Raw genomic sequence first — 23393 nt, 5'->3', positions numbered from 1 at the left:
CCGGGGGCGTCACTACCGGACCGCAGGGTTGGTGACCGGGGGCGCGAGGCGGACGTCGGTGGAGACGATGCGGGAGCCCAGGGGCAGCAGCGAGATGGGGATCATCTTGAAGTTCGCGATACCCAGCGGGATCCCGATGATGGTGAGGCACAGCACGATACCGGTGCCGATGTGTCCGATCGCGAGCCAGATGCCCGCGAAGATCAACCAGATCACGTTGCCCACCGCCGCCGCGGCGCCGGCCGACGGGTCGCGCACGACGGTGCGGCCGAACGGCCACAGGGCGTAGCCCGCGATGCGGAACGAGGCGATCCCGAACGGGATCGTGATGATCAGGATGCAACAGACGATGCCGGCGAGCACGTAGCCGATGGCCATCCAGAACCCGCAGAGCACCAGCCAGATGATGTTGAGGAGTGTCTTCATCACACCAGTGTGCCGATCACCGGCCGTCGCGGCGACGACAGCCGTGATCTACCGTTTGGCCATGGCGAACGCAGTGACCTCGTTGACCAACCGCGTGGTGCGGACCGCGATGCAGCGACCGCGCTCGATGCGCGACCTCGTCGACCTCACCCGGGCCCCGGCCGAGGGGCTGGAGGGCAAGACCGTCCTCATCACCGGATCGTCGTCGGGTATCGGCGAGGCGGCCGCGCGGAAGTTCGCCAAACACGGCGCGAACGTGTTGCTCGTGGCGCGGCGGGCCGAGGAACTCGAGACCGTGGCGGCCGGCATCCGCGCGGACGGCGGGCTCGCACACCCCCTGCCCGCGGACCTGTCCGACACCGACGACATCGCCCGCCTCATCGAGGCCGTCATCGCCGACCACGGGTGCCCAGACATCGTCATCAACAACGCGGGCCGCTCCATCCGCCGCGACGTGCTCGATTCGACCGACCGCCTGCACGACTACCAGCGCACCATGGCGATCAACTACTTCGGCCCGGTGCAGCTCACGCTCGGCTTCCTCCCGGCGATGCGCGAGCGGGGCAGCGGACAGTTCATCAACGTCTCCACCTGGGGTATCCCGATGGGCGCGATGCCGAAGTTCTCCGCGTACGCCGGTTCGAAGTCCGCGCTCACCGCGTTCGGCCGCAGCATCGCCGCGGAACTGCGGGGCACCGGGATCGCGGTGACCACGGTGTTCTTCCCGCTGGTCCGGACCCCGATGATCTCGCCGACCGACGAGTACACCGAGGCTCCGGCGCTGTCGTCGTCGGAGGCGGCACGCTGGCTGATCCACGCCGCGATCCATCGTCAGGCCGAGGTGATGCCGCGGGTCGCGCGGTTCATGCGGCGCGTCGGTGCCGTCTCGACCGACGCCGCGGACGAACTGATCGCGCGCTCGGCGGTCTGACCCTCGGGCGGTCTGTGGCGCGCGCCACATATCCACCGCCCTTCCTGGCACAATGGCGGCCGTGGCGGGAACATCCAACGGATCGCTCGAGCAGCCGGACCAGGTCCGGCTGGCCTTCGAGCGGTTCCTCGCCGACCGATCCACGCGGCGCGACTCGATGCGTTCGGTGGTCCGCGACTCCTGGATGCGGTCCCTGCGCCGTGGCGTCGACCCGGCCGGGTCCACCGTCGCCGACATGACGTCGGCCGATTTCGACACCTATCGTGCCGCGCACCCGATGACCGCGATGCGTCCGCTGGTCCGTTCGCTGATGCTCGACGACATCGGCGGCGCCGGGGTCGTGGTCGCTCTCACCGACGAGGTCGGGCGCCTGCTGTGGCTCGAGGGTGATCACGCGGCCCGCGACCGCGCCGCCGCCATCGACTTCGTCGAGGGCGCGATCTGGTCGGAGGAGACCGTCGGCACGAACGCCCCGGGCCTGGCCCTCGCGGTCGATCGCGGGGTGCAGATCGTCGGCAGCGAGCACTTCGCCGAACCGGTGCAGGAGTGGAGCTGCGCCGCGGCGCCCGTGCACGACCCGGTGACCGGACACGTCATCGGCGTCCTCGACATCACCGGTGGACGACAGGTTGCGGCACCGTTCGCGATGTCGACCGTCCGATCGGTGGTCGCCGCCATCGAGATGCAGATGCGCTACGGCGGAGTCGATCTCGGTCAGATCGCCGGATCGGAGGACACGTCCGGTGCGCGGTTGTCGGTGACCGATGTCGCGGGCCTGCGGGTGGTGCTCGACGGTCGCACGCATCGCCTGAGTCCGCGTCACGCCGAGATCCTGCTGTTGCTCGCCCACCATCCCCACGGTCTCGGTACCGAGGAGTTGGCCGCGAAACTGTCCGACTCCGGCGTCGATGCGGTGACCGTGCGCGCCGAGATATCCCGGCTGCGGCGCGATCTCGGCGCCGAGGTCGTGTTGTCGCGCCCGTATCGGCTCGGTGTGCACATCGATTCCGACGTGCACCGCATGACCGAGCGGGTCCGCGACGGCGACGTCGTCGGCGCGATCGACGAACTGGGCCGCGGCGGGCTGCTCGCCCAGTCGCATGCTCCCGGTGTGGTGGAACTGTTCGAGGAGATCACCGCCGACATCCGTTCGGCGGTGATGCGCGGACACGAACGACGCGCGCTGCAGGCGTGGACCGATTCGGTACACGGGCGTGATGACGCCGCGGCCTGGCAGGCCCTTGCGGCGACGATCGGTCCGAGTGATCCCGGTCATGCGCAGGCGCTGGGACGGGTTGCCCTGTTGGACAGACGCTTCGGGCTCAGCCGCTGAGTGGACCCCCTCGACTCTGGCCAGATCGCGATAGAGCCAGCGTAGGATACGGGTCATGGCAATGAATCTCGACGGGGTACTCGCCGACCGCAGTCGCTGGACGGCCGACGAGTGCTCGGTGGCCAAGGCACTCGAGGTCGTCGGATCGCGTACCGCGATGTTGTTCCTGCGTGAGGCGTTCTACGGCACCACGCGGTTCGCCGACTTCGCCCAGCGCGTCGGCGTGACCGATGCCGCCGCGGCCACCCGACTCAAGCAGCTCGTGTCCGACGGGATCTTCGCCAAGCGCCCCTATCAGGAGCCGGGATCGCGTCCGCGTCACGAGTACGTCCTGACCGACAAGGGACGCGATCTGCTCCCGGTGGTGCTGGCGATGATGGAGTGGGGCGACCGCCACCTCCAGCCGCAGGGCCCGCCGGTCGAGGTCGTGGACGCGGCGGGGGAGCGGGTCGGTGTATCGGTCCGTACGTCGGCCGGCGACGAGGTGGGTCTCGAGAGTCTGCGACTGCGACGAGGGCGCCGTACCTGATCGGACCATGTCTGAATTGACCCTGGTGTAGTCAGGGCCTACGTTGATCGCTATGGTCAACACCAGAGTTCCGGCGTCGGAGACGACCGCCACCCGCCGTCCCGGCGTGGTCCTGTTCGTCCTGTCGCTGGCCGCGTTCATGGCCAGCCTCGACGTCTTCATCGTCAACGTCGCCTTCGACGACATCGGCCGCGACTTCGCGGGATCGGATCCGGCGCAGTCGATCCCGCTCTCCCAACTCTCGTGGATCCTCAACGCGTACACCATCGTCTATGCCGCGCTGCTGGTCCCGGCCGGTCGTCTCGCGGACCGGTTCGGACGCAAGGAGAGCTTCCTGTTCGGGCTCGCGCTGTTCACGGTGGCCAGTGCCGCGTGCGCGGCGAGCGACGGTGTCTGGTGGTTAGTCGCCGCGCGCGTGGTGCAGGCCGTCGGCGCGGCGATCCTCACCCCCTCGAGTCTGGGCCTGGTGATCGCGGCGGCAACCCCGGCCAACCGTGCCCGGTCGGTGCGGATCTGGGCGGCCACCGGCGCGCTGGCCGCGGCCCTCGGCCCGGCGTTGGGCGGCATGCTGGTCGAGGCGTCCTGGCGATGGATCTTCCTGGTGAACATCCCGGTCGGGATCATCGCCTTCGTGGGAGCGCTCATCGTGGTCGACCGTTCGCGTGACGACTCGCCGACCCCGTTCCCCGACATGCTCGGTGCCGCGCTCCTCGCCGTGTCGATCGGTGCGCTCACCCTGGGACTGGTCGAGGGCCCCGACTGGGGCTGGGCCGACCCACGCACCCTGACCGCATGGATCGTCTCGGTGATCACGCTGGGCCTGTTCGTCGTCAGCTCCGCACGCCACAGGTCCCCGGTGATCGACGCGGCGCTGTTGCGCGTCCGCGCCTTCTCCTTCGCCAACGCGACCGCGGTCCTGTTCTCCATCCCGTTCGCGGCCTCGCTGCTGGTGAACATCCTGTGGATGCAACAGGTCTGGGGGTACTCGGCGATCCGCACCGGCTTCGCGGTGGTGCCCGGGCCGTTGATGGTCCCGCTGTTCACCGTCGTCGGACACCAGCTGGCCACCCGTCGGGTACCGATCGGCGTGATCGTCGGGGTCGGCTGCGCGCTCATGGCGGGCGGCGCGTTGCTCCTGGCCGCATCGGTGGGTCAGACACCGGACTACGTGGGCGACATGCTGCCCAGCCTGCTCATCGGTGGCAGCGGCATCGGTCTCGCCCTGCCCTCGATCCTGTCGTCGGCGACCGCCGACCTGCCGCCCGCACAGGCCGCGACCGGCAGTGCCGTGGTCAACATGAGTCGGCAGATCGGCACGGCGCTCGGCGTCAGCATCATCGTCGCCGTCATCGGGACACCGATCGGGTACGCCGCGGCCCACACCTCGTTCACGCACGCATGGTGGACGCTCGCCGCGATCGCGGTCCTCGCCGCGATCGTCGCCCCGGGCATGACCCCTCGACGTTCCCCGGCGCCACCGGTGGCGGCGAACTGAGTCCCGCCGACTCCTCCCGTTCAATGGAACGTTTCTGTTAGTTTGTTCCATATCGGCGTGGGCGTCACGCCGTCGGAAGGAAGTGACGACGTGGTCGCGAACCCCATCGCATCGAGCGAGTCGCGCTGGCGAGGCCTGGCGTCGACCATCCCCGAGGGTGTCGCCACCCCCGCCATGAACGACGCACTGCCCGACGTGGGCAGCCCCGCACCCTGGTCGATCGCCGGCAGAGGGGTGTTCTGGTCGGCGAAGGCGCGTCGCTCCGACCGCGACCTCCTCCCGCCGGCCCTGGCCCGCTTCGCGGTCCCGCTGCTCCGCGTCGGGTTCGGCGTGCGCTACAGCCACACGCCGGTCGGCACCTACAACGAGCTCGGCGGCGTCATCGTCTACGCACGCCCGGGCGGAGTGTTCGGGCACATCCCGTTCCTGCCCGTCGACTCGGCGGCCACCATGCGCGGGGGGCGCGAGAACTGGGCTCTGCCCAAGGTCCTCGCCGAGTTCTCCGGCGACCCGGCCGAGCGCAGCGAGTTCACCGCCTCCGGCGACGGCTGGTCGGTGGGGGTGAGCGTCGGTGACGCCGCGCCCGCTCGCGCCCTCGCGGTACCGAAGGCGCTCGGGTGGCCCATCCTGTCGTCGGTGATCGTCCCGGTGATCAGCGGCATGGAGCAGGTGTTCGCCGACGGGTCACGGGCCCGCACCGGCGCCCTCGACATCCCGGACTTCGACATCACCACCGCCGAGACCACCGTGACCGTGTCGACCACGGGGAGCGAGCCCCTGCGTCGGTTGTTCCCCGATCGCGCCTACCGCGGCAACGTCATCACCTACCGCGACGTCGTGCTCGGAGCTCCCCGCATCCGCTGACCGGTCGGGACCGCTCAGCTGCGCCACGGTGAGTCGGCTGCGGCGAGTTCCATGCGCGTGACGCCGTTGTCGCGCCTCTCCCGCAGCAGCTCTCCGGGCGTCGAATACCGCGGTGCGGCAGCGTCGTTGCGTGCAGCATGGTCGACGATGGCGTCGACCAGCGACCGCACCATCGACAGACGCGGGAACCGGGAGTGGACGACCTCCTCGTGGTCGGCGACGACCTCGGCCTGTCGGCCGAAATCGATCCCCACTCCCTCCCGGACGAGGTAGGCCAGCAGACCGCGGCGTTCGGCGATGCCGGGACTGGTGTGGATGGCGATCGCCTCCCACACCCGGTCCACGTCGTGTGCGCCGACCCCGTGCCGCGTGAGGAGATCAGCGGCCAGGTCGGCACCCTCCACCTCGAATCGCGCGACACCCGGTGCCCTCGTGCCGACGCCGAGATCGTGCATGACGGTGGCGGCGAAGAGCAGTCCGGGGTCGTAGTCCGCGTCGTGCGTGACGTTCTCGTGGTCGGCGAGCAACGTGGCCCACAGGTAGCTGCGGACGGAGTGGTGGAACACCGATTCCGACTCGGTCGACCGGGCGAGGGCGACGGCGGCGACGGCAATCGGGTCAGTGGGGAGATCGAGTGATGTGGTCATGCACGTAGTCCATCGCGACCACGCCGGCCACAACAGTGGCCATCGGGGCACCTCTCGCTCGAAAATGGTCAGCATGACCCATTCCGTCGCGGTGCTCGCGCTACCGAGTGTGTTGCCGCTCGACCTCGGCATACCCATGCAGGTGTTCGGCCTCGATCCGCGCTACACGGTGGTGGTGTGCGCCGACGAGCGACTGGGGCCGACACCTGTCGGAGACGTCGCCATCGTCGGAACCCGCCCTCTCGAGGCGCTGTCGCACGCGCAGACCGTCGTCGTGCCCGGTGTCGCCGATCCCACGGCGCCCATCTCGGGGCCGACCCTCGAGGCCCTGCGGACGGCAGCCGATCGTGGTGCGCGGATGGTCTCCATCTGCACCGGGGTCTTCGCGCTGGCCGCGGCCGGGCTCCTGCGCGGCAGGACGGTGACCACCCACTGGCAGGAGGCCGACCGACTTCGCGATCTGCACCCCGAGGTGTCGGTCGACGCACGACCGCTGTTCATCGACGACGGTGACGTGCTCACCTCGGCGGGAGTGGTGGCCGGGGTCGACCTCTGCCTGCACATCGTGGGGCGCGATTTCGGTGGGGCCGCGGCCAACCAGCGTGCGCGGGCGATCGTTGCCGCTCCACGGCGCGACGGCGGGCAGGCGCAGTTCATCGCCGCCTCGACGCGCGAGCCGCGGGGTGAACGGTTGCGCGACCTGCGAGCGGTGATGACCGCCGACCCCGCACGGCGTCACACGATCGCCGAACTCGCCGCGCGGGTGCCGTGCTCGCCGCGCACCCTGGTGCGCACCTTCGTCGAGGAGACAGGTTCCACTCCGGCGCAGTGGATGGCCGCCATCCGCATCGATCTCGCACGCGAGATCCTCGAGACGACCGACCTCCCGATAGAGCAGCTCGGTGAGCGCACCGGGCTCGGATCACCGTCGGCGACGCGAGCGGCCTTTCGGAAGGTATGCGGCGTGAGCCCCGAGCAGTACCGCCGGACGTTCACCGCCGGTGGCTGACAGCAGTGTTCAGTCGACGACGGGCACGTCACCCAGGTTGGTGACGACGCGGCGCAGCACGCCGAATGCGGTGGCCTGGTCGCGGTCGGCGACGCCGTCGAGCATGGCGGTCTCGACCGACCGGACGGCGACGGTCGCCTTCTCGAGGCTCCGACGGCCCCGGGCGGTGAGCTCGGTCGGCAACACCTTGCCGACGGGCGCCTGATCGGGGCGTCGCACGAACCCGTCTCGCTCGAGCGCCTGCACCAGCACGTTCATCGACTGCCGCGTGACGAACGTGCCCCGCGCCAGCGCGGCCGTCGACAGTCCGGGCCTCTGGGCGAGGAGTTCGAGACACGAGTACTGCGTGACCGTCAGCCCCAGTGGGCGGAGCGCGGACTCCATCGCCGTGCGCAGCGCACTCGACGCCTCCTTGAGCAGATACCCCATCGACGTCTCGAGATCGATGCCCTCTTGACTCATGTCAGTATTCTGACATAGCTTGATGTGTGTCAGGCACCTGACACACATCGAAGGAGAACCCCATGCCCGTCACCGGCCCCGACTTCATCTCCCTGCAGGCCCGCGATCTCGCTGCGTCGCAGGCGTTCTACGAGAAGTACCTCGGTCTGGTCCGCTCGCCGGCCGGCCCTCCGCACGCGGTGGTGTTCACCACGACACCGATCGCCTTCGCGCTGCGCGAGGTCGTCGCGGGCACCGATCTGGAGTCGGTGCCTCAGCCCGGCATCGGGATGGCGCTGTGGATGCACGCCACCGATGTCCAGGCCATCCACGACGCCCTCGACGCCGACGGCCACCCGATCGTCACCGCCCCCTTCGACGGCCCGTTCGGCCGCACCGTCACCTTCGCCGATCCCGACGGCTATCACGTGACGCTGCACGAGAAGGCCTGACACGACGACACCCCGCCGACCGGTGAGGGTCGACGGGGTGTCGTGGTGTGTGGAGCTGAGAGCGTCAGCCCTTCACGTCGAAGCGATCGGCCATCATGACCTTGTCCCACGCCGCGACGAAGTCGTGCACGAACTTCTCCGTCGAGTCGTTCTCGGCGTAGACCTCGGCGACCGCACGCAGCTGCGAGTTCGACCCGAACACGAGGTCGTTGCGGCTGCCGGTGTACTTCTCCGCACCGCTGGAGCGGTCCTTGCCGACGTAGGTGCCCTGCTCGTCACCGACGGGCTCCCACACGGTCTCCATGTCGAGGAGGTTGACGAAGAAGTCGTTCGACAGCGTCTCCGACTTGTCGGTGAACACGCCCAGCTTCGAGCCGCCGTGGTTGGCGCCCAGCACGCGCAGACCGCCGACGAGCACGGTCAGCTCCGGCGCGCTCAACGTCAGCAGGTTGGCCCGATCGACCAGTGCGAACTCCGCGGGAAGGCGATCGCCCTTGCCGAGGAAGTTGCGGAACCCGTCGACCTTCGGCTCGAGGTAGGAGAACGACTCGACGTCGGTCTGCTCCTGCGTGGCGTCGGTACGACCCGGGGTGAACGGCACGGTGATCTCGACACCGCCGTTGCTCGCGGCCTTCTCCAGGGCGGCCGCGCCGCCGAGCACCACGAGGTCGGCGAACGAGACCTGCGCGCCACCGGCGCCGTTGAACGACTCCTGGATCGACTCGAGCGAACGGATCACCTGGGCCAGCTCGTCGGGCTCGTTGACCTCCCACCCGGCCTGCGGCTGCAGGCGGATGCGACCGCCGTTGGCGCCACCGCGCTTGTCGCTGCCGCGGAACGACGACGCCGCCGCCCACGAGGTCTTGATCAGCTGCGAGATGGTGAGACCCGACTCGAGGATCTTCGCCTTGAGTGCCGCGATGTCCTCGCCGCCGATGAGCTCACCGGTGACCGCGGGGATCGGGTCCTGCCACAGCAGTTCCTCGGTGGGCACCTCGGGTCCGAGGTACCGGACGACGGGTCCCATGTCGCGGTGGAGCAGCTTGAACCAGGCGCGCCCGAACTCGTCGGCCAGCGACGAGGGGTCGGCGAGCCAGCCGCGCGTGATCTCCTCGTAGATCGGATCGACGCGCATCGCCATGTCGCTGGTGAGCATCATGGGCGGGTTCTTCTTGCCCTCGACGTGGGCGTCGGGGACGAGATCGGTGGCGGCGCCGTCCTTCGGACGCCACTGATTGGCGCCACCGGGGCCCTTGTGGACCTCCCACTCGTAGCCGTAGAGCGTCTCGAGGTAGGAGTTGTCCCACTGGGTCGGGGTCGCCGTCCAGGCACCCTCGATGCCGCTGGTGATCGTGTACTCGGCGTTGCCGGTACCGAAGCTGTTCTTCCAGCCCAGACCCATCTGCTCCAGGGGCGCACCCTCGGGCTCGGGTCCGATGTACTTCTCGGGATCGCCCGCGCCGTGCACCTTGCCGAAGGTGTGGCCACCGACGACCAGCGCGGCGGTCTCACGGTCGTTCATGGCCATGCGGCCGAAGGTCTCGCGGATGTCGTTGGCCGACAGCTGCGGATCCGGGTTGCCGTTGGGGCCTTCGGGATTGACGTAGATGAGGCCCATCTGCACGGCGCCCAGCGGCGTCTCGAGCTCGCGGTCACCGGTGTAGCGCTCATCGCCCAGCCAGGTCTGCTCGGGACCCCAGTAGACGTCCTCCTCGGGCTCCCAGCGATCCTCACGACCACCGGCGAAGCCGAAGGTCTTCAGGCCCATCGACTCCAGCGCGACGTTGCCGGTGAGCACGATCAGGTCGGCCCACGACAGGCTCTTGCCGTACTTCTGCTTCACGGGCCATAGCAGACGACGCGCCTTGTCGAGGCTGGCGTTGTCGGGCCAGCTGTTGAGCGGGGCGAAGCGCTGCATGCCGGCGCCCGCGCCGCCGCGACCGTCGTGCACGCGATAGGTGCCGGCCGAGTGCCAGGCCATGCGGATGAAGAACGGGCCGTAGTTGCCCCAGTCGGCGGGCCACCAGTCCTTCGAATCGGTGAGGACCTCGGTGATGTCGGACTTCACCGCGGCGAGATCGAGGCCGCTGAACGCCTCCGCGTAGTCGAAGTCCTCACCCAGCGGGTTGGCGACGGCCGGGTTCTTCTGCAGGATGCCGAGGTTGAGGGCGTTGGGCCACCAGCCGCGGTTGGTGTTGCCACCCTCCACCGGCGCGGCGTTGCCGTGCACCACCGGGCATCCGCCCGACGCGTGGTCGGCGGGCTGCTCCTCGTTCATCTCTTTTTCGCGGGTTTCGTGGGCTTCGGTCACGAGATTCCTTCCGGTGATTGACAACTGGCTGTAGAGCAGACGGGCTCGCGATGAGGTATCAGGTTCGCGCCCGGCGTTCGATGGTGCACTGCGGGCAGTGGCCCCAGTAGATGACCTCGGCTTCATCGATCTCGAAGCCGTTGCTGGTCGATGCGGTGAGACACGGCGCCTCGCCCACGGCGCAGTCGACGTCGGCGATGGCGCCGCACGAGCGGCACACGACGTGGTGGTGGTTGTCGCCGACGCGTGACTCGTACCGGGCGACCGAGCCGGCGGGCTCGATGCGGCGTACCAGTCCGGCGCGCGTGAGGGCACCGAGGACGTCGTAAACCGCCTGGCGCGACACCTCGGGCAGAACGGTCCGCACCGAGGTGAAGACGGTGTCGGTGTCGGCGTGAGGATGGGCTGCCACCGCGTCGAGGACCGCCACGCGCGGACGCGTCACGCGCAGCGACGCTGCGCGCAACATCTCCGTGTGATCGATCGCCGGGTGCACGCCACCACTATGCGCGACTTTTCTGGAATGAGTCAAGAGTGTGGGCGATGAACTTTTGGTGTCGACGGGTAGGGCCTGACAAATCTCGTTGGCTAATCGGCGACCGGTCGACACAATCAGCAGATCACCGTGGAAGGGGGTGACGAGCTGTGACAACCGATGGCGACGAGGTGAAGCGGGTCGCCCCGCCGGAGGCGCTCACGTCTGTGGCGACCACGGCCGACGCCCCGGAACTGCTTGTGCTGCAGCGGTGTTGCTGGGTGGCCGAGGCGATCGCGAACGACACCCTCGACATCCCGCCACTACACGAGACACTCGCCGACGTCGTCGCCTGGATCGGTGACTGGACCGTGCTGACCGTTCGGGACGGGTCACGCATGATCGGTGCCGTGCGTGGGCGTCTCGTCGGTGACACGTGGGAGATCGGACGCCTCATGGTGGCGCCGGACATGGCCGGTCAGGGCCTCGGCCGTCGGTTGCTCGCACAGGTCGAACGAATCGCCCCTCAGACCACCGCCGCCTTCGAGCTGTTCACCGGGGCGAAGAGCGTCCGCAACCTGGACCTCTACCGCCGAGCCGGCTACGAGATGGTCGACACGACGGTCCCGACCGGTCACATCACGGGCGCGGTCACCCTGCGCAAACCTGCAGGCCGAGCTGCCGGTGAGCAGTGATCAGGCGAAGCGCGCGGCGAGCCGCTTGAGGGTCTCGGTGATGCCGTCGCCGTTTTTCTTGTCGTAGCCGGTCAGCGTGAGCGCGGCGGGGAGCTTGGCGGTGCCGTAGTTGAACGACTCGGTCACCGTGGTGACACCGGGTGTCTTCTCGTCGAGTTCCCAGCGCCACTTGTGGCCCATCGGGTGCTGCCACTCGACGACCTTGTCGGGAACGATCTCGGTCGCCTTCGAGGTGATCTTGTAGGGGAAGCCGAACTGCTTCATCCCGACGCTGAACTTCGCGCCGGTGGTCAGGCGGTCGGGGCCCTTCACGGCGGTGTCGCGCACGGTGCCCGACCCATCGAGCTCGTGGTGGCGGTGCGGGTCGGCGACCAGGTCGAAGATCTGCGACGCCGGCGCGTTGACCTGCACCTGGCGGGCGACGATCTTCGGGCCGATGTCGACAGAGGTCACGGTGGAGTTCGTCATGTCCCTCACGCTACGCATCCGCTCCCACGATGCAACGGGCTTGCAACGTCGCTCGGCGTAGCGTTTGTGGTGCACATCACAAGTACCCCGTGCAGTGATGACGACAGCTGTCGTCCCAGGATGCGCGGGTCAGGACAGGGAGGTCCAGACATGGCAGTGTTCGCCAACCCCGGAACCGACGGCGCGGTGATGAACTTCGAGTCGCGCTACGACAACTGGATCGGTGGCAAGTGGACGCCGCCGGTGAAGGGTCAGTACTTCGAGAACCCGTCGCCGGTGAACGGCAAGACGTTCTGTGAGGTCGCCCGCTCGACCGCCGAGGACATCGACCTCGCCCTCGACGCCGCCCACGCCGCCGCTCCCGCGTGGGGCAAGACCTCGGTCGCCGAGCGCTCGCTGGTGCTGCTGAAGATCGCCGACCGCATCGAGGCGAACCTCGAGAAGATCGCCGTCGCCGAGTCGTGGGACAACGGCAAGGCCGTCCGCGAGACGCTCGCCGCCGACATCCCGCTCGCCGTCGACCACTTCCGCTACTTCGCGGGAGCGCTTCGCGCGCAGGAGGGTTCGCTGTCACAGGTCGACGAGGACACCGTCGCCTACCACTTCCACGAGCCGCTCGGCGTCGTCGGCCAGATCATCCCGTGGAACTTCCCGATCCTCATGGCGGTCTGGAAGCTCGCCCCGGCACTCGCCGCGGGCAATGCCGTCGTGCTCAAGCCGGCCGAGCAGACCCCCGCGTCGATCCTGTTCCTCATGTCGATCATCGGCGACCTGCTCCCCGACGGTGTCGTCAACATCGTCAACGGCTTCGGCGTGGAGGCGGGCAAGCCGCTCGCGTCGAGCAACCGCATCCGCAAGATCGCGTTCACCGGTGAGACCACGACCGGCCGCCTGATCATGCAGTACGCCTCGGAGAACATCATCCCGGTGACCCTCGAGCTCGGCGGCAAGAGCCCGAACATCTTCTTCGCCGACGTGATGGCCTCCGACGACGGGTTCCGCGATCGCGCGCTGGAGGGCTTCACGATGTTCGCGCTGAACCAGGGCGAGGTGTGCACCTGCCCGAGCCGCGCGCTCATCCAGGAGTCGATCTACGACGAGTTCATCGATCTCGCCGTCACCCGCGTCGAGAAGATCAAGCAGGGCAACCCGCTCGACACCGACACCATGATGGGTGCCCAGGCCTCCAACGATCAGTTCGAGAAGATCGTCTCGTACCTGAGCATCGGTCAGGAAGAGGGCGCGAAGGTGCTCACCGGCGGTGAGCCGCTCAAGCTCGACGGCGATCTCGCCGGCGGTTACTACGTGAAGCCGACGGTGTTCGCGGGCAACAACAAGATGCGCATCTTCCAGGAGGAGATCTTCGGCCCCGTGCTCTCGGTCGCGACGTTCTCCGACTACGCCGAGGCCATGTCGATCGCCAACGACACCCTCTACGGGCTCGGCGCGGGCGTCTGGTCGCGTGATGGTGCCACCGCCTACCGCGCGGGTCGCGAGATCCAGGCCGGTCGTGTGTGGACGAACACCTACCACGACTACCCGGCACACGCGGCCTTCGGCGGCTACAAGGCGTCGGGCATCGGGCGCGAGAACCACCTGATGATGCTCGAGCACTACCAGCAGACGAAGAACCTGCTCGTCGGCTACGCCCAGGGAGCGAAGGGCTTCTTCTGATCCGCTCGCGCCACCTGCACTACGAAAGAGACCGTGATGACTGCTGCTACCGACAGGGTCGTCGCCACTGACTCCGCCGTGGAGCTCCTGACCAAGTTGTCGGAGCTCCACGGCGGCCTCATGATCCACCAGTCCGGTGGATGCTGCGACGGCTCGGCCCCGATGTGCTACCCGGCCAACGAGTTCCGCGTCGGGCAGCGCGATGTGCTGCTCGGCGAGATCGACCTCGCCGAACCCATTCCCGCCGTGCGGGTCTGGATCCAGGGCGATCAGTACGAGGTGTGGAAGCACACCCAGCTGATCCTCGACGTGGTGCCCGGCCGAGGCGCCGGGTTCAGCCTCGAGGCACCCGAGGGAGTGCGGTTCCTGGCTCGCTCGCGGGTCTTCAACGAGGCCGAGAACACCTGGCTCGACGCATGCCCGCCGCGGCGGGGAGCCGAGTTCGCGACCTGAGTGAAGCGGGTTCACCCACGTGACCTGCACCGCCGCCCCGGTTCGTCTGTGACCAAGACGACCGGGGCGGTCTGCGTCCCGGGGTCGCGCGGCACGGTCCGGCGGCTCACGATGTAGCGATGACCGTCGATGACCTGCCCGTTGTCTCGCACGACCTCGTGCTGGCGACCGGCGCCGCCGTCGAGGTGCTCACCGCCCTCACCGAGGTCCACGGTCAGCTCCTCATCCACGAGGCCGGCGGAACCTGTGCCGGGTCGGACCCCATGTGTCACCCGGTGCGCGAGTTCCGCGTCGGCCTTCGTGACGTGGTGGTCGGCGAGATCGCACTCCCCAGCCCGCTGCCCCCGACCCAGGTGTGGGTGTCGCCCGAGCGACACGACCTGTGGCACGACGCCGAGATCGTGCTCGGAGTCGCCGCCGGCCGCGGGTCGGGGTTCAGCCTCGAGGCGCCCGACGGCATCCGATTCGTCGCGCAACCCTTCGCCGGGCCCGGCATCGACCGCTAGGTTGGAACCGCCCACGACTCGAAGATGTCGGGTCGGGGTAGGAGAAGTCGATGTCGTCTGTGCGGGGCAAGGTCGTCCTCATCACCGGTGGTGCTCGCGGGATCGGATGCGAGACCGCGCGAGCGCTGGTCGGGAAGGGCGCGAAGGTCGTCCTCACCGATCTCGACGAGGGACCGCTGGGGTTGATCGGCGAGGAACTGGGATCCTCCGCGGTCACCGTCGTCGCCGATGTCACCGATCTGGCGGCCATGGAACGCGCCGTCGCCGCCGGCATCGAGGCCTTCGGTGGGATCGACATGGTCCTCGCGAACGCCGGCATCGCCAGTTACGGGTCGGTGCTGAACACCGATCCGATCGCGTTCCGCCGAGTCGTCGACATCAACATCACCGGTGTCTTCCACACCGTACGCGCGGCGTTGCCCTCGGTGATCGAACGCAAGGGATACATCCTCGTGGTGTCCTCGCTCGCCGCGTTCACCCCCGCGCCCGGCCTCGCGGCCTACAACGCGAGCAAGGCCGGTGCCGAGAACTTCGCCAGCGCGCTGCGTCTCGAGGTCAAGCATCTCGGCGTCGACGTCGGTTCGGCGCACATGTCGTGGATCGACACCCCGCTCGTTCAGGACGCGAAGAAGGACCTCACCGCGTTCGCCGAGATGCTCGACGCGCTGCCCGGTCCGCTGAGCAAGACCACCACCGTCGACAAGTGCGTCGACGCGTTCGTCGCCGGACTCGAGAAGCGCAAGCGCCGCGTGTTCGTCCCCGGATGGGTCGGTGCCATCGGATGGCTGCGCAACGTGATCACCTCGCCCATCGGCGAGAAGTCTTCTCTCGCACAGGCTCCCACGGTCATCCCGAAGATGGACGCCGAGGTCGCGGCCCTCGGCCGCTCCACCAGCGCGCGCAACATCGACAGCGGTGCGGTGGTCGAGAGCGACCACTGAGCGCGCAGGCTCTCAGTCGGCCGTCGCCGGCGAGCGGCGCAACAGCACGACAGCGACAGCTGCACACGCGGACGTGGTGATGACCGCACTCACGATCGCCGTTGTCGTGGTGGCGGCGTAGCTGAGATCTCCGAAACCGGAGAAGCCCTCGGCATCGGTGAGCGGCGTGTACGCGGTCCATCCCGCGCTCGTTCCGGTGGTCCGCGTCAGGAGTGGCAGTGCGACGAGGGCGCCGACGACCGTGGCGCCGTGCGGGCGGGCGTCGCCACGAACTGCCGCCACCAGCGTGGCTCCGACCACCACCGGCACCAGGAAAATGCCTGCGAACGCGGGGATCATCGACGACGTGTCGCCGTCGAGGAACTGGGACGCCGTGAGGATCGTCAGCGCGATGAGCGCTGCGCAGACGGCGGCCGGTGCCCGCCGACCATCATCACGACCGCTCGTGAGGATCGCGACCGTGGCGCCGAGAGCGATGAGTCCGGCGATCACAGCGGCCTCCACGGCGCCGCTCGCGGACGCCCCGTCGGCGCCGTGTGATGCGACCGCCGCCACGGCCGCGAGCCACACGAGGCCGCGGCGGCCCGGTGTCGCCACGGCGACGACGATCGCCACGGCCACGAGGAGGTAGCCACCGAGGAAGGTGTGGAGGCCGGTCGCGCTGGTCATCGACGAGCTGATCCACCGCAGGAACCACCAGAACACGAGCGCGCCGGCCACGAGCACCATCGCCGCGATCGCGGCCGGCCGAGCGGGTGGTCGACGGATCGGTTCGGACAGGCGGGGTCGAAGTGTGACGGCCAGGAGGACCACGGCGATGACCACGAGCGCTGCGCCGACGACGAGCACCCGGTCGCCGGCGAAGACGGTGACCGATCCCCTCGACGGAAGATAGTCCGCGTAACGGCGGGGCGTGGGGTCCTCCCTGCGCCGGATCGTTCCCAGCGCGGGCACCACGAACGACCCGAGGACGAAGCCGGCGACGGTGCCCGTGAAGGCCGAGCGGCGCGGGTCGGTCCGGGTGATCGCGACGATGCCGCCGAGGACACCGCCGGCCCCGATCGTCCTCACGACTGCCGGAGCGTCGAAGAGTGCCGCGCCGACCAGAATGACTGCCCCGATGGTCATCCCGACGACGGCGACACGAATCCGTCGGGACGCCGACACCACCGCCAGTGCCACGAGTCCACCGACCGCGATCGCCGTGGGTGTCGAATCGAGCGGGAATCCCGGAGGATCGACAGAGAACCCGAATACATCGCCACCGGCCGTGGGCGCTGTGAGGACCGCGCCCGCAACAGCTCCGACGACTGCGGCGCTCGCGGTCGCCGCGATCTGTCGACGATCCAGGTGGACCATCGGTCAGAGGCCGACGAGTTCGGCGCTGATGTCCCAGACGCGTTCGGCCAGTGCCATGTCCGTGCTCTGGCGGCTCGAGGTCGCGGGCTTGCGTTTGGCGAAGTAGCCACCGGGCTCCCAGTCGGAACCGGGTGTCGAGGTGGCCAGCCACACGAGCGTGTCGGCGCCCTTGCTCGGTGAGATCGTGACGAGGTTCTTGATGACGGGGGTGTGGTAGGCGAATCGCATGAAGTGGGTGGTGTCGCTGGCGAAGTTGGTGCCGACGATCCCGGGATGGAACGAGGCCGCGGTGATCCCGCGGTCGCCGTATCGCCTCTGCAACTCACGGGTGAACAGGATGTTCGCCAGTTTGGCGTCGCCGTAGGCCCTCTCGGGCGAGTACCCCTTCGCGTTCTGGAGGTCGTCGAGGTCGAGTCGACCCCATTGCTTGGCCGCGACACTCGCCGACTGGATCACACGTGCGTTGCTCTCGGCCAGACGGTCGATGAGCAGGTCGGTCAACAGGAACTGTGCGAGATGGTTGACCTGGAAGGTCTTCTCGAACCCGTCGACGGTCACTTCGCGATCGCCCATGATGCCGCCCGCATTGTTGGCCAGCACGTCGATCCGTGGGTACTCAGCCAGCAGGGTCGCCGCGAGGTCGCGCACCTGGGCCAGCTCGGCGAAGTCGGCGACGTGATGGGGTACGCCCAGTTCGCGTGCCACCGCCGCGGTCTTCTCCGGTGATCGGCCGACGAGTACGACGTCGTGGTCCGGGGCGAGTACACGCGCGGCGGCGGCCCCGATCCCATCGCTGGCGCCGGTGATCACGATCGTCTCGCGTGGTGTCATGGCGCCCATCGTGTCAGGCGGTGACGGGGGCGTTCTCGTGCGCCGTGCGGGCGAGGACGACTCCGGCCAACGCGACCCCGACGACCATCAGTACGCCGACGTAGCCGACGACGCCGACCCATCCGGCGGCGGTGAAGGCCAGGCCGCCGAGCGCGCCGGCGACCGAGCTACCCAGGTAGTACCCGAACAGGTACAGCGACGAGGCCTCGGCGCGATGATCGCTCGCCCGGGCTCCGACCCAACTGCTGGCGACCGAGTGGGCCCCGAAGAAGCCCGCGGTGAAGAAGAAGATCCCCACCAGTGTGCTCGGCAGCCAGTCGGGGACGGTGATCACGAGTCCCGCCACCATCACGGCGATCGAGATCCACAGGACCCGACCTCGTCCGTGCCGGTCGGACATGCGGCCCGCGTAGCTCGACGAGAACGTACCGGCGAGATACATGACGAACACCAGGCTGACGATGCTCTGCGGCAACGAGAACGGCGAATCCAGGAGCCGGTAGGCGAGGAAGTTGTAGACGGTGACGAAGCCACCCATGAGGACGAACGCGAGGCCGAACAGGCACAGCATGGGTACATCACGAAGATGTCCGGCGAGGTTGCCCACCACGATTCGCGCGGTGACCCGCTGCGGCACGAAGTTCCGCGACGGGGGGACCAGCCGGATGAACACGATCGCGAAGCCGAGCGACACCAGGCAGGCGATCTCGAGCGCCCACCGCCAGTCGACGACATCGGCGGCCAACCCCGGCACGAGGCGCCCGGTGAGGCCACCGATCGTGGTACCGGAGACGTAGTAGCCCATGGCTTTTCCGAGTGACGGGCCGTCGATCTCCTCGGCCAGATAGGCCATCGCGACGGCGGGGACACCGGCACACAGCACACCGACGAGAGCGCGTCCGGCGAGCAGCACCTCGATGTTCGGTGACCACGGCAACACCAGTCCCAGCACCGAAGCCGCGACCGCCGAGATCACCATCACGCGCACGCGTCCGTAGCGCTCGGACAGCACACTCGCGGGGATGATCGTCAGTGCAAGGAGACCGGTGGTGAGCGACACGGTCAGTGCCGAGGTGGTCGGCGAGACCCCGAAGTGGTCGGAGAAGACCGGCAGCATCGCCTGCACGTGGTACATCGCCATGAACGCGGCCATACCGGCCGCGAACAGCGCCAGCGTCGCCTTGCGGAACTCCCTCGATCCGGCTGGATGGCCGTCGAGGTCCGTCACAGCTGGGCTGGGCGTGCGCACTGCTGAACTCATGTGGCTCAACATTTCCACCCGACTGTTCGGAAAGGAAATGAATCGTTTCGAGGTTTGTCATGCACTATTGGCATATAGCCTGGTCAGGGTGCAGTCGGATTTCGAGTGGTTCGTGGATCTCGCGGAGATCGAGAACGTGAGCGTCGCCGCGCAGCGGCTCCACGTGTCGCAGCCGACGTTGTCGCGTGCGCTGGCGCGACTCGAACGCGAGGTCGGGGCGACCCTGTTCGACCGACGTGGCAAGCGACTCGCCCTGAACGACCGCGGCCGCGTCTACCTCACGCACTGCCGTCGGGCCCGGGCCGAGATGGAGGCCGCGCGGCATCAGATCGCCGACATGCTCGATCCCGTGGAGGGCACCATCCACCTGTCGTTCCTGCACTCGTTCGGTGTTCGGTTGGTGCCCGAATGGATCGGGGCGTTCCGGCGCGACGCCCATGTGTCGTTCACCTTGAGCCAGGACGCCGCCGAGACGGTCGTCGGCCGTGTTCTGTCCGGCGAGGCCGATCTGGCCGTCGTCTCCCCGCGCCCGCGCAGTACCGATGTCGCCTGGGCGCCGCTCATGCAGCAGCGCCTCGGACTCGCCGTACCGCGCGATCATCGCTTCGCCACCCGATCGGAGGTCGCGTTCGATGAGGTCGCCTCCGAGCCGTTCATCGCGATGGCCCCAGGGTTCGGTATGCGGCGCATCCTCGATGAGCTCTGTGCCGCCAATGACTTCCGACCCGACATCACCTTCGAATCCAGCGAGCTGGGCACCATGGCCGGTCTCGTCGGAGCCGGCCTCGGCGTCGCCGTGTTGCCCATCGAGGACGACGCGCAGACCCCGGCGACCGTGTCGCTCATCCCGCTGTCGGGGTCGCAGACCACTCGCGAGATCGGGCTGATCTGGCAGCGTGACCGCGCCCTGCCGCTGCCGGCCGCACGGTTTCGTGACTTCGTCGTCGAACGGTGCGCCACCGGTTCATGATCGACGGATGGACGTCTTCCGCACCCCTGACAATCGTTTCGAAAATCTTCCCGGCTGGGACCACGAGCCCCGGTATGTGGAGTGGGAGGGAATGCGTGTCCACTACGTCGACGAGGGCGCGGGCGATCCGATCGTGCTCTTCCACGGCGAACCGACGTGGAGCTACCTCTACCGGAAGATGATCGGCCCACTGTTCGATGCCGGGCACCGCGTGATCGCCTACGACCACATCGGTTTCGGACGTTCCGACAAACCGACCGACCGCGACTGGTACACCTACAACCGGCATTCCGCGGTCGCCGATCACGTGCTCGATGAACTCGGTGTCGACAACGCGACCGTCGTCGTGCAGGACTGGGGCGGGCCCATCGGGCTCCGCTGGGCGACCGAGCACCCCGAACGTGTCGCGCGACTGGTCATCATGAACACCGGCCTGTTCACCGGCAGGGTCAGCAAGGGGTTCCTCGCGTGGCGCGACTTCGCCGAGCGCACCCCGGACCTCCCGGTGGGCACCATCATCGGTGGCGCGACCGCCACCGACGTGCCGCCCGAGGTGATCGCCGCCTACGACGCGCCGTTCCCGACCGTCGAGTCGAAAGCCGGCGCCGCACAGTTCCCGCTGATCGTGCCCGTCGATGCCGACTCGGTCGGCGCCGACGTCCTCACGCGGGTGTCGGACGACCTCAGCCGGTGGCAGAAGCCGGTGCTGGTGGCGTTCTCCGACAGCGATCCCGTGTTCCCGCACCCGCGGTCGGGCCAGGTGTTCACCGACCTCATCCCCACGGCGGGAGAACAGGTCACCATCACCGGCGCCGCCCACTTCCTCCAGGAGGATCGCGGCGAGACCATCGCCGCAGAGATCATCTCGTGGATGGGTGGTTCCTGACCGCACGAGACTTCGCCGCAGGGCCGCTCTTAGGTAGTTCCACGCTGTTTCCTGGACCGCGGCGGTGTGACGGTGGACCGATGAGAATCCGAACAGCTTCGTGGTTGCTGGGCATGGTGGTGATCGCGATGACAACCGTGGGATGCGGTGCGCCGGATCGGAGTGCGGAGGCCGCGCAGCTGGAAACAACGCTGGGATCGATTCCCGGCGTGGAAAGCGCAGACGTCTACTACACGAACGGTTTCGACAGCGGGTACACCGTCGACATCAAGGTCATGATGCCCGGCGCCGACGACCGGCAGGTCGTGGCGATGGTTCGTCGGATGAACGCCGAGATGGGCAACGAGTTCGACGACTACGGCACACCGGTCACCATCGGCATCGGAGACAACGTCGTCATCGAGTCCGGAGGCCGGTTCACCCCTGAGGGCGCTGCCGCAGACCTCGCGACGGCGCGGGTGGCGCAGACTGGAGTGGCAGCCGGCTGGATCACGGTGTCCCATCGCGAAGGCGGTCCATCGATCGACATCACAGATGCTGCTGATCCTGTCCACGCTGCGACCGTGATGTCTGCGGCATTCGGCTCGGCGCGTGGAGAGATCGACGTGATGCCACGAGAGCCTGGCTCGCAGCTGCGGTGGCTCGTCAACACCCCCGTGTCGGACAGGCACATCCACGATGCGGCTGCGCGCATCGACACACTCGGTACCCCGGTTGCCGCCGTCACGGTCGACGACGGAGGCATCGCAGAACTCTGGATCGATGCCGGTACCGAGACGAACGCCCACGCGACGGTGAGCGCGGTCATCCACTCTCTCGGTGCCGGCAGAAACCGCCCGTTGCGCCTCCACTGGAGGGTGTCGCCTGCCGTCGACACCTGGGAGAGAGACGCGAGCGGTTCGGCGTCCGTCGGTACATGCGACGAGACGCGGACCGACCGCGCCGCTGACCCGCGCACCGATTTCGAGGCTGCGTCCGTCGCACTGGAGCGACGCATACGAGCCGAGTACGAGACCTGCCGGAAGTAGCGCTTGACCGCGCTCCGCGGAGCGCGGTCAGGCGGCGATGGGTGTGGTGTGTTGCCCGGTGCGCCATTCCCAGGCGGCGTAGAGGACTTCGAGGGTGTAGCCGAGGTCGAGTGCTCCGCCGCCGACCGGTTCGATCGCGTCGGCGGCGATCATCGAGTCAGGTCGCCAACTGTCGGGTGCGGTGATTGTTGGTGCGGTGTCGATGGCGGTGCCGCTGGGCGTGTGGAACGTGAACTGCTGATCGCCGACCGCGCGGATGGTGAACTCGCCGTTGTGTAGTGCCCGGTGGTGGGTGGAACACAGCATGATCAGGTTGTCGGGGTCGGTGCTGCCGCCGTCACGCCAGAACCGCACATGATGGGCGTGCAGATGACGTGTGCGGCCACACGCGGGATGGCGGCATCCACGATCACGGTCAGAGACCAGCCGCAGCAGGGTGTGCGTGGGGAGCCGTCGTTTCCGGCCCCACCGCAACACGACATCCTTGCGTCCGCGGCGGTGTGTGACGGTGCGCCGCGAACCACCGCATGACGCCTCATCAACATCGGTCTCCGATATGGCCGGACCGGAATCCAGATGCGGTTCGGCTCCCGCGTCGTCGGCGTCGGTGTGGATGACGATCTCCGCGCCGGGTGCGTAGGTGGGCATCGCGGTCACCGTCGCCATGGTGTCGGCCATCGCGACGACCGCGTCGGCGATGTTCGACGGCACGTGACGCCACAGGTCCGCCGAGCCTGCTGCGCTCCGCGGAGCGTTCGGAGCGGTCTCGGGGAGCGGTAGATCGGGGTCGCCGGCGGTGCGGGTGCTTTCATATTCGCTGCGCACCACCCCGGCGAGGAACCGGGCACCATCGAGCGGCGAGAGCCGCATCGTGACCGCGAGCGTGCCGTCGTCGTTCCACTGCCACCGCGCACTCGACTCGACCCGACCGGTGTCGGCTTCGTTCTCGCGCCGGTCGATGTGGCTGACCGACCGCACGATCCGTTCGACCTGCGCCGCTGTCGCCGACAACGCGACATTCACCAGTTCTTCCTCGCGGTCGGTCGTGGCGACGCGGGTCAGGGCGCGCACTTTCGAATACGACAACCGGCCCTGGGCGAACGCGGCGTGCATCTGTGGCAGCTCGTGGAGGGCGTGGGCGATGCGGAGATGTTCCTGCGCTGCGCGTAGCGACAACCCGGTGCGCCACGACAGCCAGTGCGCACACGACCGGACGCCCTCACCACTCCACACCCCGCGCTTATCGAACTCGACGAGCAGGTCGAGAAAACGCGCCGTCAACGACGCGATCTGCCCCGCATAGCCCACGACCCGTTCGGTGAGCGCAGCGTCCGACAATCCGCCCGGACTGGACTGGTCGAACAGATCGGATTGCTTCGACGCGATGGCTGTGACCGTCATGTTTCCC

General features: G+C 68.3%; 25 protein-coding genes. 15 read left to right on the top strand and 10 right to left on the bottom strand.

Annotated elements, in window-relative coordinates; translation table 11 throughout:
• Positions 1-12 precede the first annotated feature (12 nt).
• Positions 13-426, bottom strand: coding sequence for a YccF domain-containing protein (locus ASG12_RS01300; protein WP_055784332.1), 414 nt, complete (start codon positions 424-426; stop codon positions 13-15).
• A gap of 61 nt (positions 427-487) precedes the next feature.
• Between ASG12_RS01300 and ASG12_RS01295 the strand changes: the two genes are divergently transcribed.
• The 5 genes from ASG12_RS01295 to ASG12_RS01275 all read left to right on the top strand — a co-directional run bounded on the left by ASG12_RS01295 (position 488) and on the right by ASG12_RS01275 (position 5578).
• Complete coding sequence (locus tag ASG12_RS01295; protein ID WP_055787380.1) at positions 488-1357, top strand: SDR family NAD(P)-dependent oxidoreductase; 870 nt, start codon at positions 488-490, stop codon at positions 1355-1357.
• A gap of 52 nt (positions 1358-1409) precedes the next feature.
• A complete protein-coding gene (locus ASG12_RS01290) occupies positions 1410-2690 on the top strand; it encodes a GAF domain-containing protein (RefSeq protein ID WP_055784330.1) in 1281 nt (426 codons plus the stop codon).
• Between the two features lie 55 nt (positions 2691-2745).
• On the top strand, positions 2746-3219 hold the full coding sequence (locus ASG12_RS01285) for a winged helix-turn-helix transcriptional regulator (RefSeq protein ID WP_055784326.1): 474 nt from the start codon (positions 2746-2748) through the stop codon (positions 3217-3219).
• Positions 3220-3271: 52 nt separating this feature from the next.
• Entirely contained in the window at positions 3272-4714 is a 1443-nt protein-coding gene (locus tag ASG12_RS01280; protein ID WP_055784324.1) for an MFS transporter, read from the top strand.
• Between the two features lie 90 nt (positions 4715-4804).
• Positions 4805-5578, top strand: a complete 774-nt coding sequence (locus tag ASG12_RS01275; RefSeq protein WP_055784322.1) for an acetoacetate decarboxylase family protein — start codon at positions 4805-4807, stop codon at positions 5576-5578.
• A gap of 14 nt (positions 5579-5592) precedes the next feature.
• Here the strand turns inward: ASG12_RS01275 and ASG12_RS01270 are convergent, their stop codons facing one another.
• Complete coding sequence (locus ASG12_RS01270) at positions 5593-6225, bottom strand: HD domain-containing protein (RefSeq protein WP_055784319.1); 633 nt, start codon at positions 6223-6225, stop codon at positions 5593-5595.
• Positions 6226-6298: 73 nt separating this feature from the next.
• Here ASG12_RS01270 and ASG12_RS01265 point away from each other — a divergent pair, with 73 nt between their 5' ends.
• The gene (locus tag ASG12_RS01265; protein ID WP_200932714.1) at positions 6299-7234 is read left to right on the top strand and encodes a GlxA family transcriptional regulator; all 936 of its coding nucleotides are present in this window, start codon (positions 6299-6301) and stop codon (positions 7232-7234) included.
• Positions 7235-7243: 9 nt separating this feature from the next.
• Here ASG12_RS01265 and ASG12_RS01260 read toward each other — a convergent pair whose 3' ends face one another.
• Positions 7244-7696 (bottom strand): MarR family winged helix-turn-helix transcriptional regulator, encoded by a 453-nt coding sequence (locus ASG12_RS01260; protein ID WP_055784318.1) that lies wholly within the window; start codon positions 7694-7696, stop codon positions 7244-7246.
• A 62-nt stretch (positions 7697-7758) separates the two neighbouring features.
• On the opposite strand from ASG12_RS01260, the gene ASG12_RS01255 reads away from it, so the two are divergent.
• Entirely contained in the window at positions 7759-8127 is a 369-nt protein-coding gene (locus ASG12_RS01255; RefSeq protein ID WP_055784317.1) for a VOC family protein, read from the top strand.
• Between the two features lie 64 nt (positions 8128-8191).
• On the opposite strand, the gene katG is transcribed toward ASG12_RS01255, so the two are convergent.
• Both katG and ASG12_RS01245 read right to left on the bottom strand, forming a co-directional pair.
• Positions 8192-10405: a catalase/peroxidase HPI gene (gene katG, locus ASG12_RS01250; RefSeq protein WP_055784315.1), complete on the bottom strand. Its 2214-nt coding sequence runs from the start codon at positions 10403-10405 to the stop codon at positions 8192-8194.
• A 91-nt stretch (positions 10406-10496) separates the two neighbouring features.
• A complete protein-coding gene (locus ASG12_RS01245; protein ID WP_055787374.1) occupies positions 10497-10907 on the bottom strand; it encodes a Fur family transcriptional regulator in 411 nt (136 codons plus the stop codon).
• 176 nt (positions 10908-11083) lie between these two features.
• Here ASG12_RS01245 and ASG12_RS01240 point away from each other — a divergent pair, with 176 nt between their 5' ends.
• Complete coding sequence (locus tag ASG12_RS01240; RefSeq protein WP_235455738.1) at positions 11084-11608, top strand: GNAT family N-acetyltransferase; 525 nt, start codon at positions 11084-11086, stop codon at positions 11606-11608.
• Here the strand turns inward: ASG12_RS01240 and ASG12_RS01235 are convergent, their stop codons facing one another.
• A complete protein-coding gene (locus tag ASG12_RS01235; RefSeq protein WP_055784313.1) occupies positions 11609-12076 on the bottom strand; it encodes an SRPBCC family protein in 468 nt (155 codons plus the stop codon).
• Positions 12077-12226: 150 nt separating this feature from the next.
• On the opposite strand from ASG12_RS01235, the gene exaC reads away from it, so the two are divergent.
• From exaC to ASG12_RS01215, 4 genes are all read left to right on the top strand, one after another.
• Positions 12227-13750 carry an acetaldehyde dehydrogenase ExaC gene (gene exaC / locus ASG12_RS01230; protein WP_045820926.1) on the top strand — a complete coding sequence of 508 codons (1524 nt, stop codon included), beginning with the start codon at positions 12227-12229 and terminating at the stop codon, positions 13748-13750.
• A gap of 36 nt (positions 13751-13786) precedes the next feature.
• Entirely contained in the window at positions 13787-14203 is a 417-nt protein-coding gene (locus tag ASG12_RS01225) for a DUF779 domain-containing protein (protein WP_045820927.1), read from the top strand.
• A gap of 119 nt (positions 14204-14322) precedes the next feature.
• On the top strand, positions 14323-14709 hold the full coding sequence (locus ASG12_RS01220) for a DUF779 domain-containing protein (protein ID WP_055784311.1): 387 nt from the start codon (positions 14323-14325) through the stop codon (positions 14707-14709).
• A gap of 50 nt (positions 14710-14759) precedes the next feature.
• Positions 14760-15650, top strand: coding sequence for an SDR family oxidoreductase (locus ASG12_RS01215; RefSeq protein ID WP_045820929.1), 891 nt, complete (start codon positions 14760-14762; stop codon positions 15648-15650).
• Positions 15651-15662: 12 nt separating this feature from the next.
• Here the strand turns inward: ASG12_RS01215 and ASG12_RS01210 are convergent, their stop codons facing one another.
• Genes ASG12_RS01210 through ASG12_RS01200 form a run of 3 tightly spaced genes read right to left on the bottom strand, consistent with a single transcriptional unit; the run spans position 15663 to position 19101 of the window.
• A complete protein-coding gene (locus tag ASG12_RS01210; protein ID WP_055784309.1) occupies positions 15663-17009 on the bottom strand; it encodes a hypothetical protein in 1347 nt (448 codons plus the stop codon).
• 3 nt (positions 17010-17012) lie between these two features.
• Positions 17013-17840 (bottom strand): SDR family NAD(P)-dependent oxidoreductase, encoded by an 828-nt coding sequence (locus ASG12_RS01205; RefSeq protein WP_055784307.1) that lies wholly within the window; start codon positions 17838-17840, stop codon positions 17013-17015.
• A 13-nt stretch (positions 17841-17853) separates the two neighbouring features.
• Positions 17854-19101 (bottom strand): MFS transporter, encoded by a 1248-nt coding sequence (locus ASG12_RS01200; RefSeq protein WP_055787368.1) that lies wholly within the window; start codon positions 19099-19101, stop codon positions 17854-17856.
• Positions 19102-19189: 88 nt separating this feature from the next.
• Between ASG12_RS01200 and ASG12_RS01195 the strand changes: the two genes are divergently transcribed.
• The 3 genes from ASG12_RS01195 to ASG12_RS01185 all read left to right on the top strand — a co-directional run bounded on the left by ASG12_RS01195 (position 19190) and on the right by ASG12_RS01185 (position 21985).
• Positions 19190-20071: a LysR family transcriptional regulator gene (locus ASG12_RS01195; protein ID WP_235455735.1), complete on the top strand. Its 882-nt coding sequence runs from the start codon at positions 19190-19192 to the stop codon at positions 20069-20071.
• Positions 20072-20078: 7 nt separating this feature from the next.
• Positions 20079-20957 carry a haloalkane dehalogenase gene (locus ASG12_RS01190; RefSeq protein WP_055784303.1) on the top strand — a complete coding sequence of 293 codons (879 nt, stop codon included), beginning with the start codon at positions 20079-20081 and terminating at the stop codon, positions 20955-20957.
• 80 nt (positions 20958-21037) lie between these two features.
• Positions 21038-21985 carry a hypothetical protein gene (locus tag ASG12_RS01185; protein WP_156377874.1) on the top strand — a complete coding sequence of 316 codons (948 nt, stop codon included), beginning with the start codon at positions 21038-21040 and terminating at the stop codon, positions 21983-21985.
• Between the two features lie 27 nt (positions 21986-22012).
• Here the strand turns inward: ASG12_RS01185 and ASG12_RS01180 are convergent, their stop codons facing one another.
• Positions 22013-23386 (bottom strand): HNH endonuclease, encoded by a 1374-nt coding sequence (locus ASG12_RS01180; protein ID WP_055784300.1) that lies wholly within the window; start codon positions 23384-23386, stop codon positions 22013-22015.
• Between the last annotated feature and the right edge of the window lie 7 nt (positions 23387-23393).

Source organism: Williamsia sp. Leaf354 (assembly GCF_001424365.1).
Lineage (GTDB): Bacteria > Actinomycetota > Actinomycetes > Mycobacteriales > Mycobacteriaceae > Williamsia_A.
The sequence above is the reverse complement of the archived record's forward strand: the minus strand, read 5'-3'. Positions and strand labels throughout refer to the sequence as shown.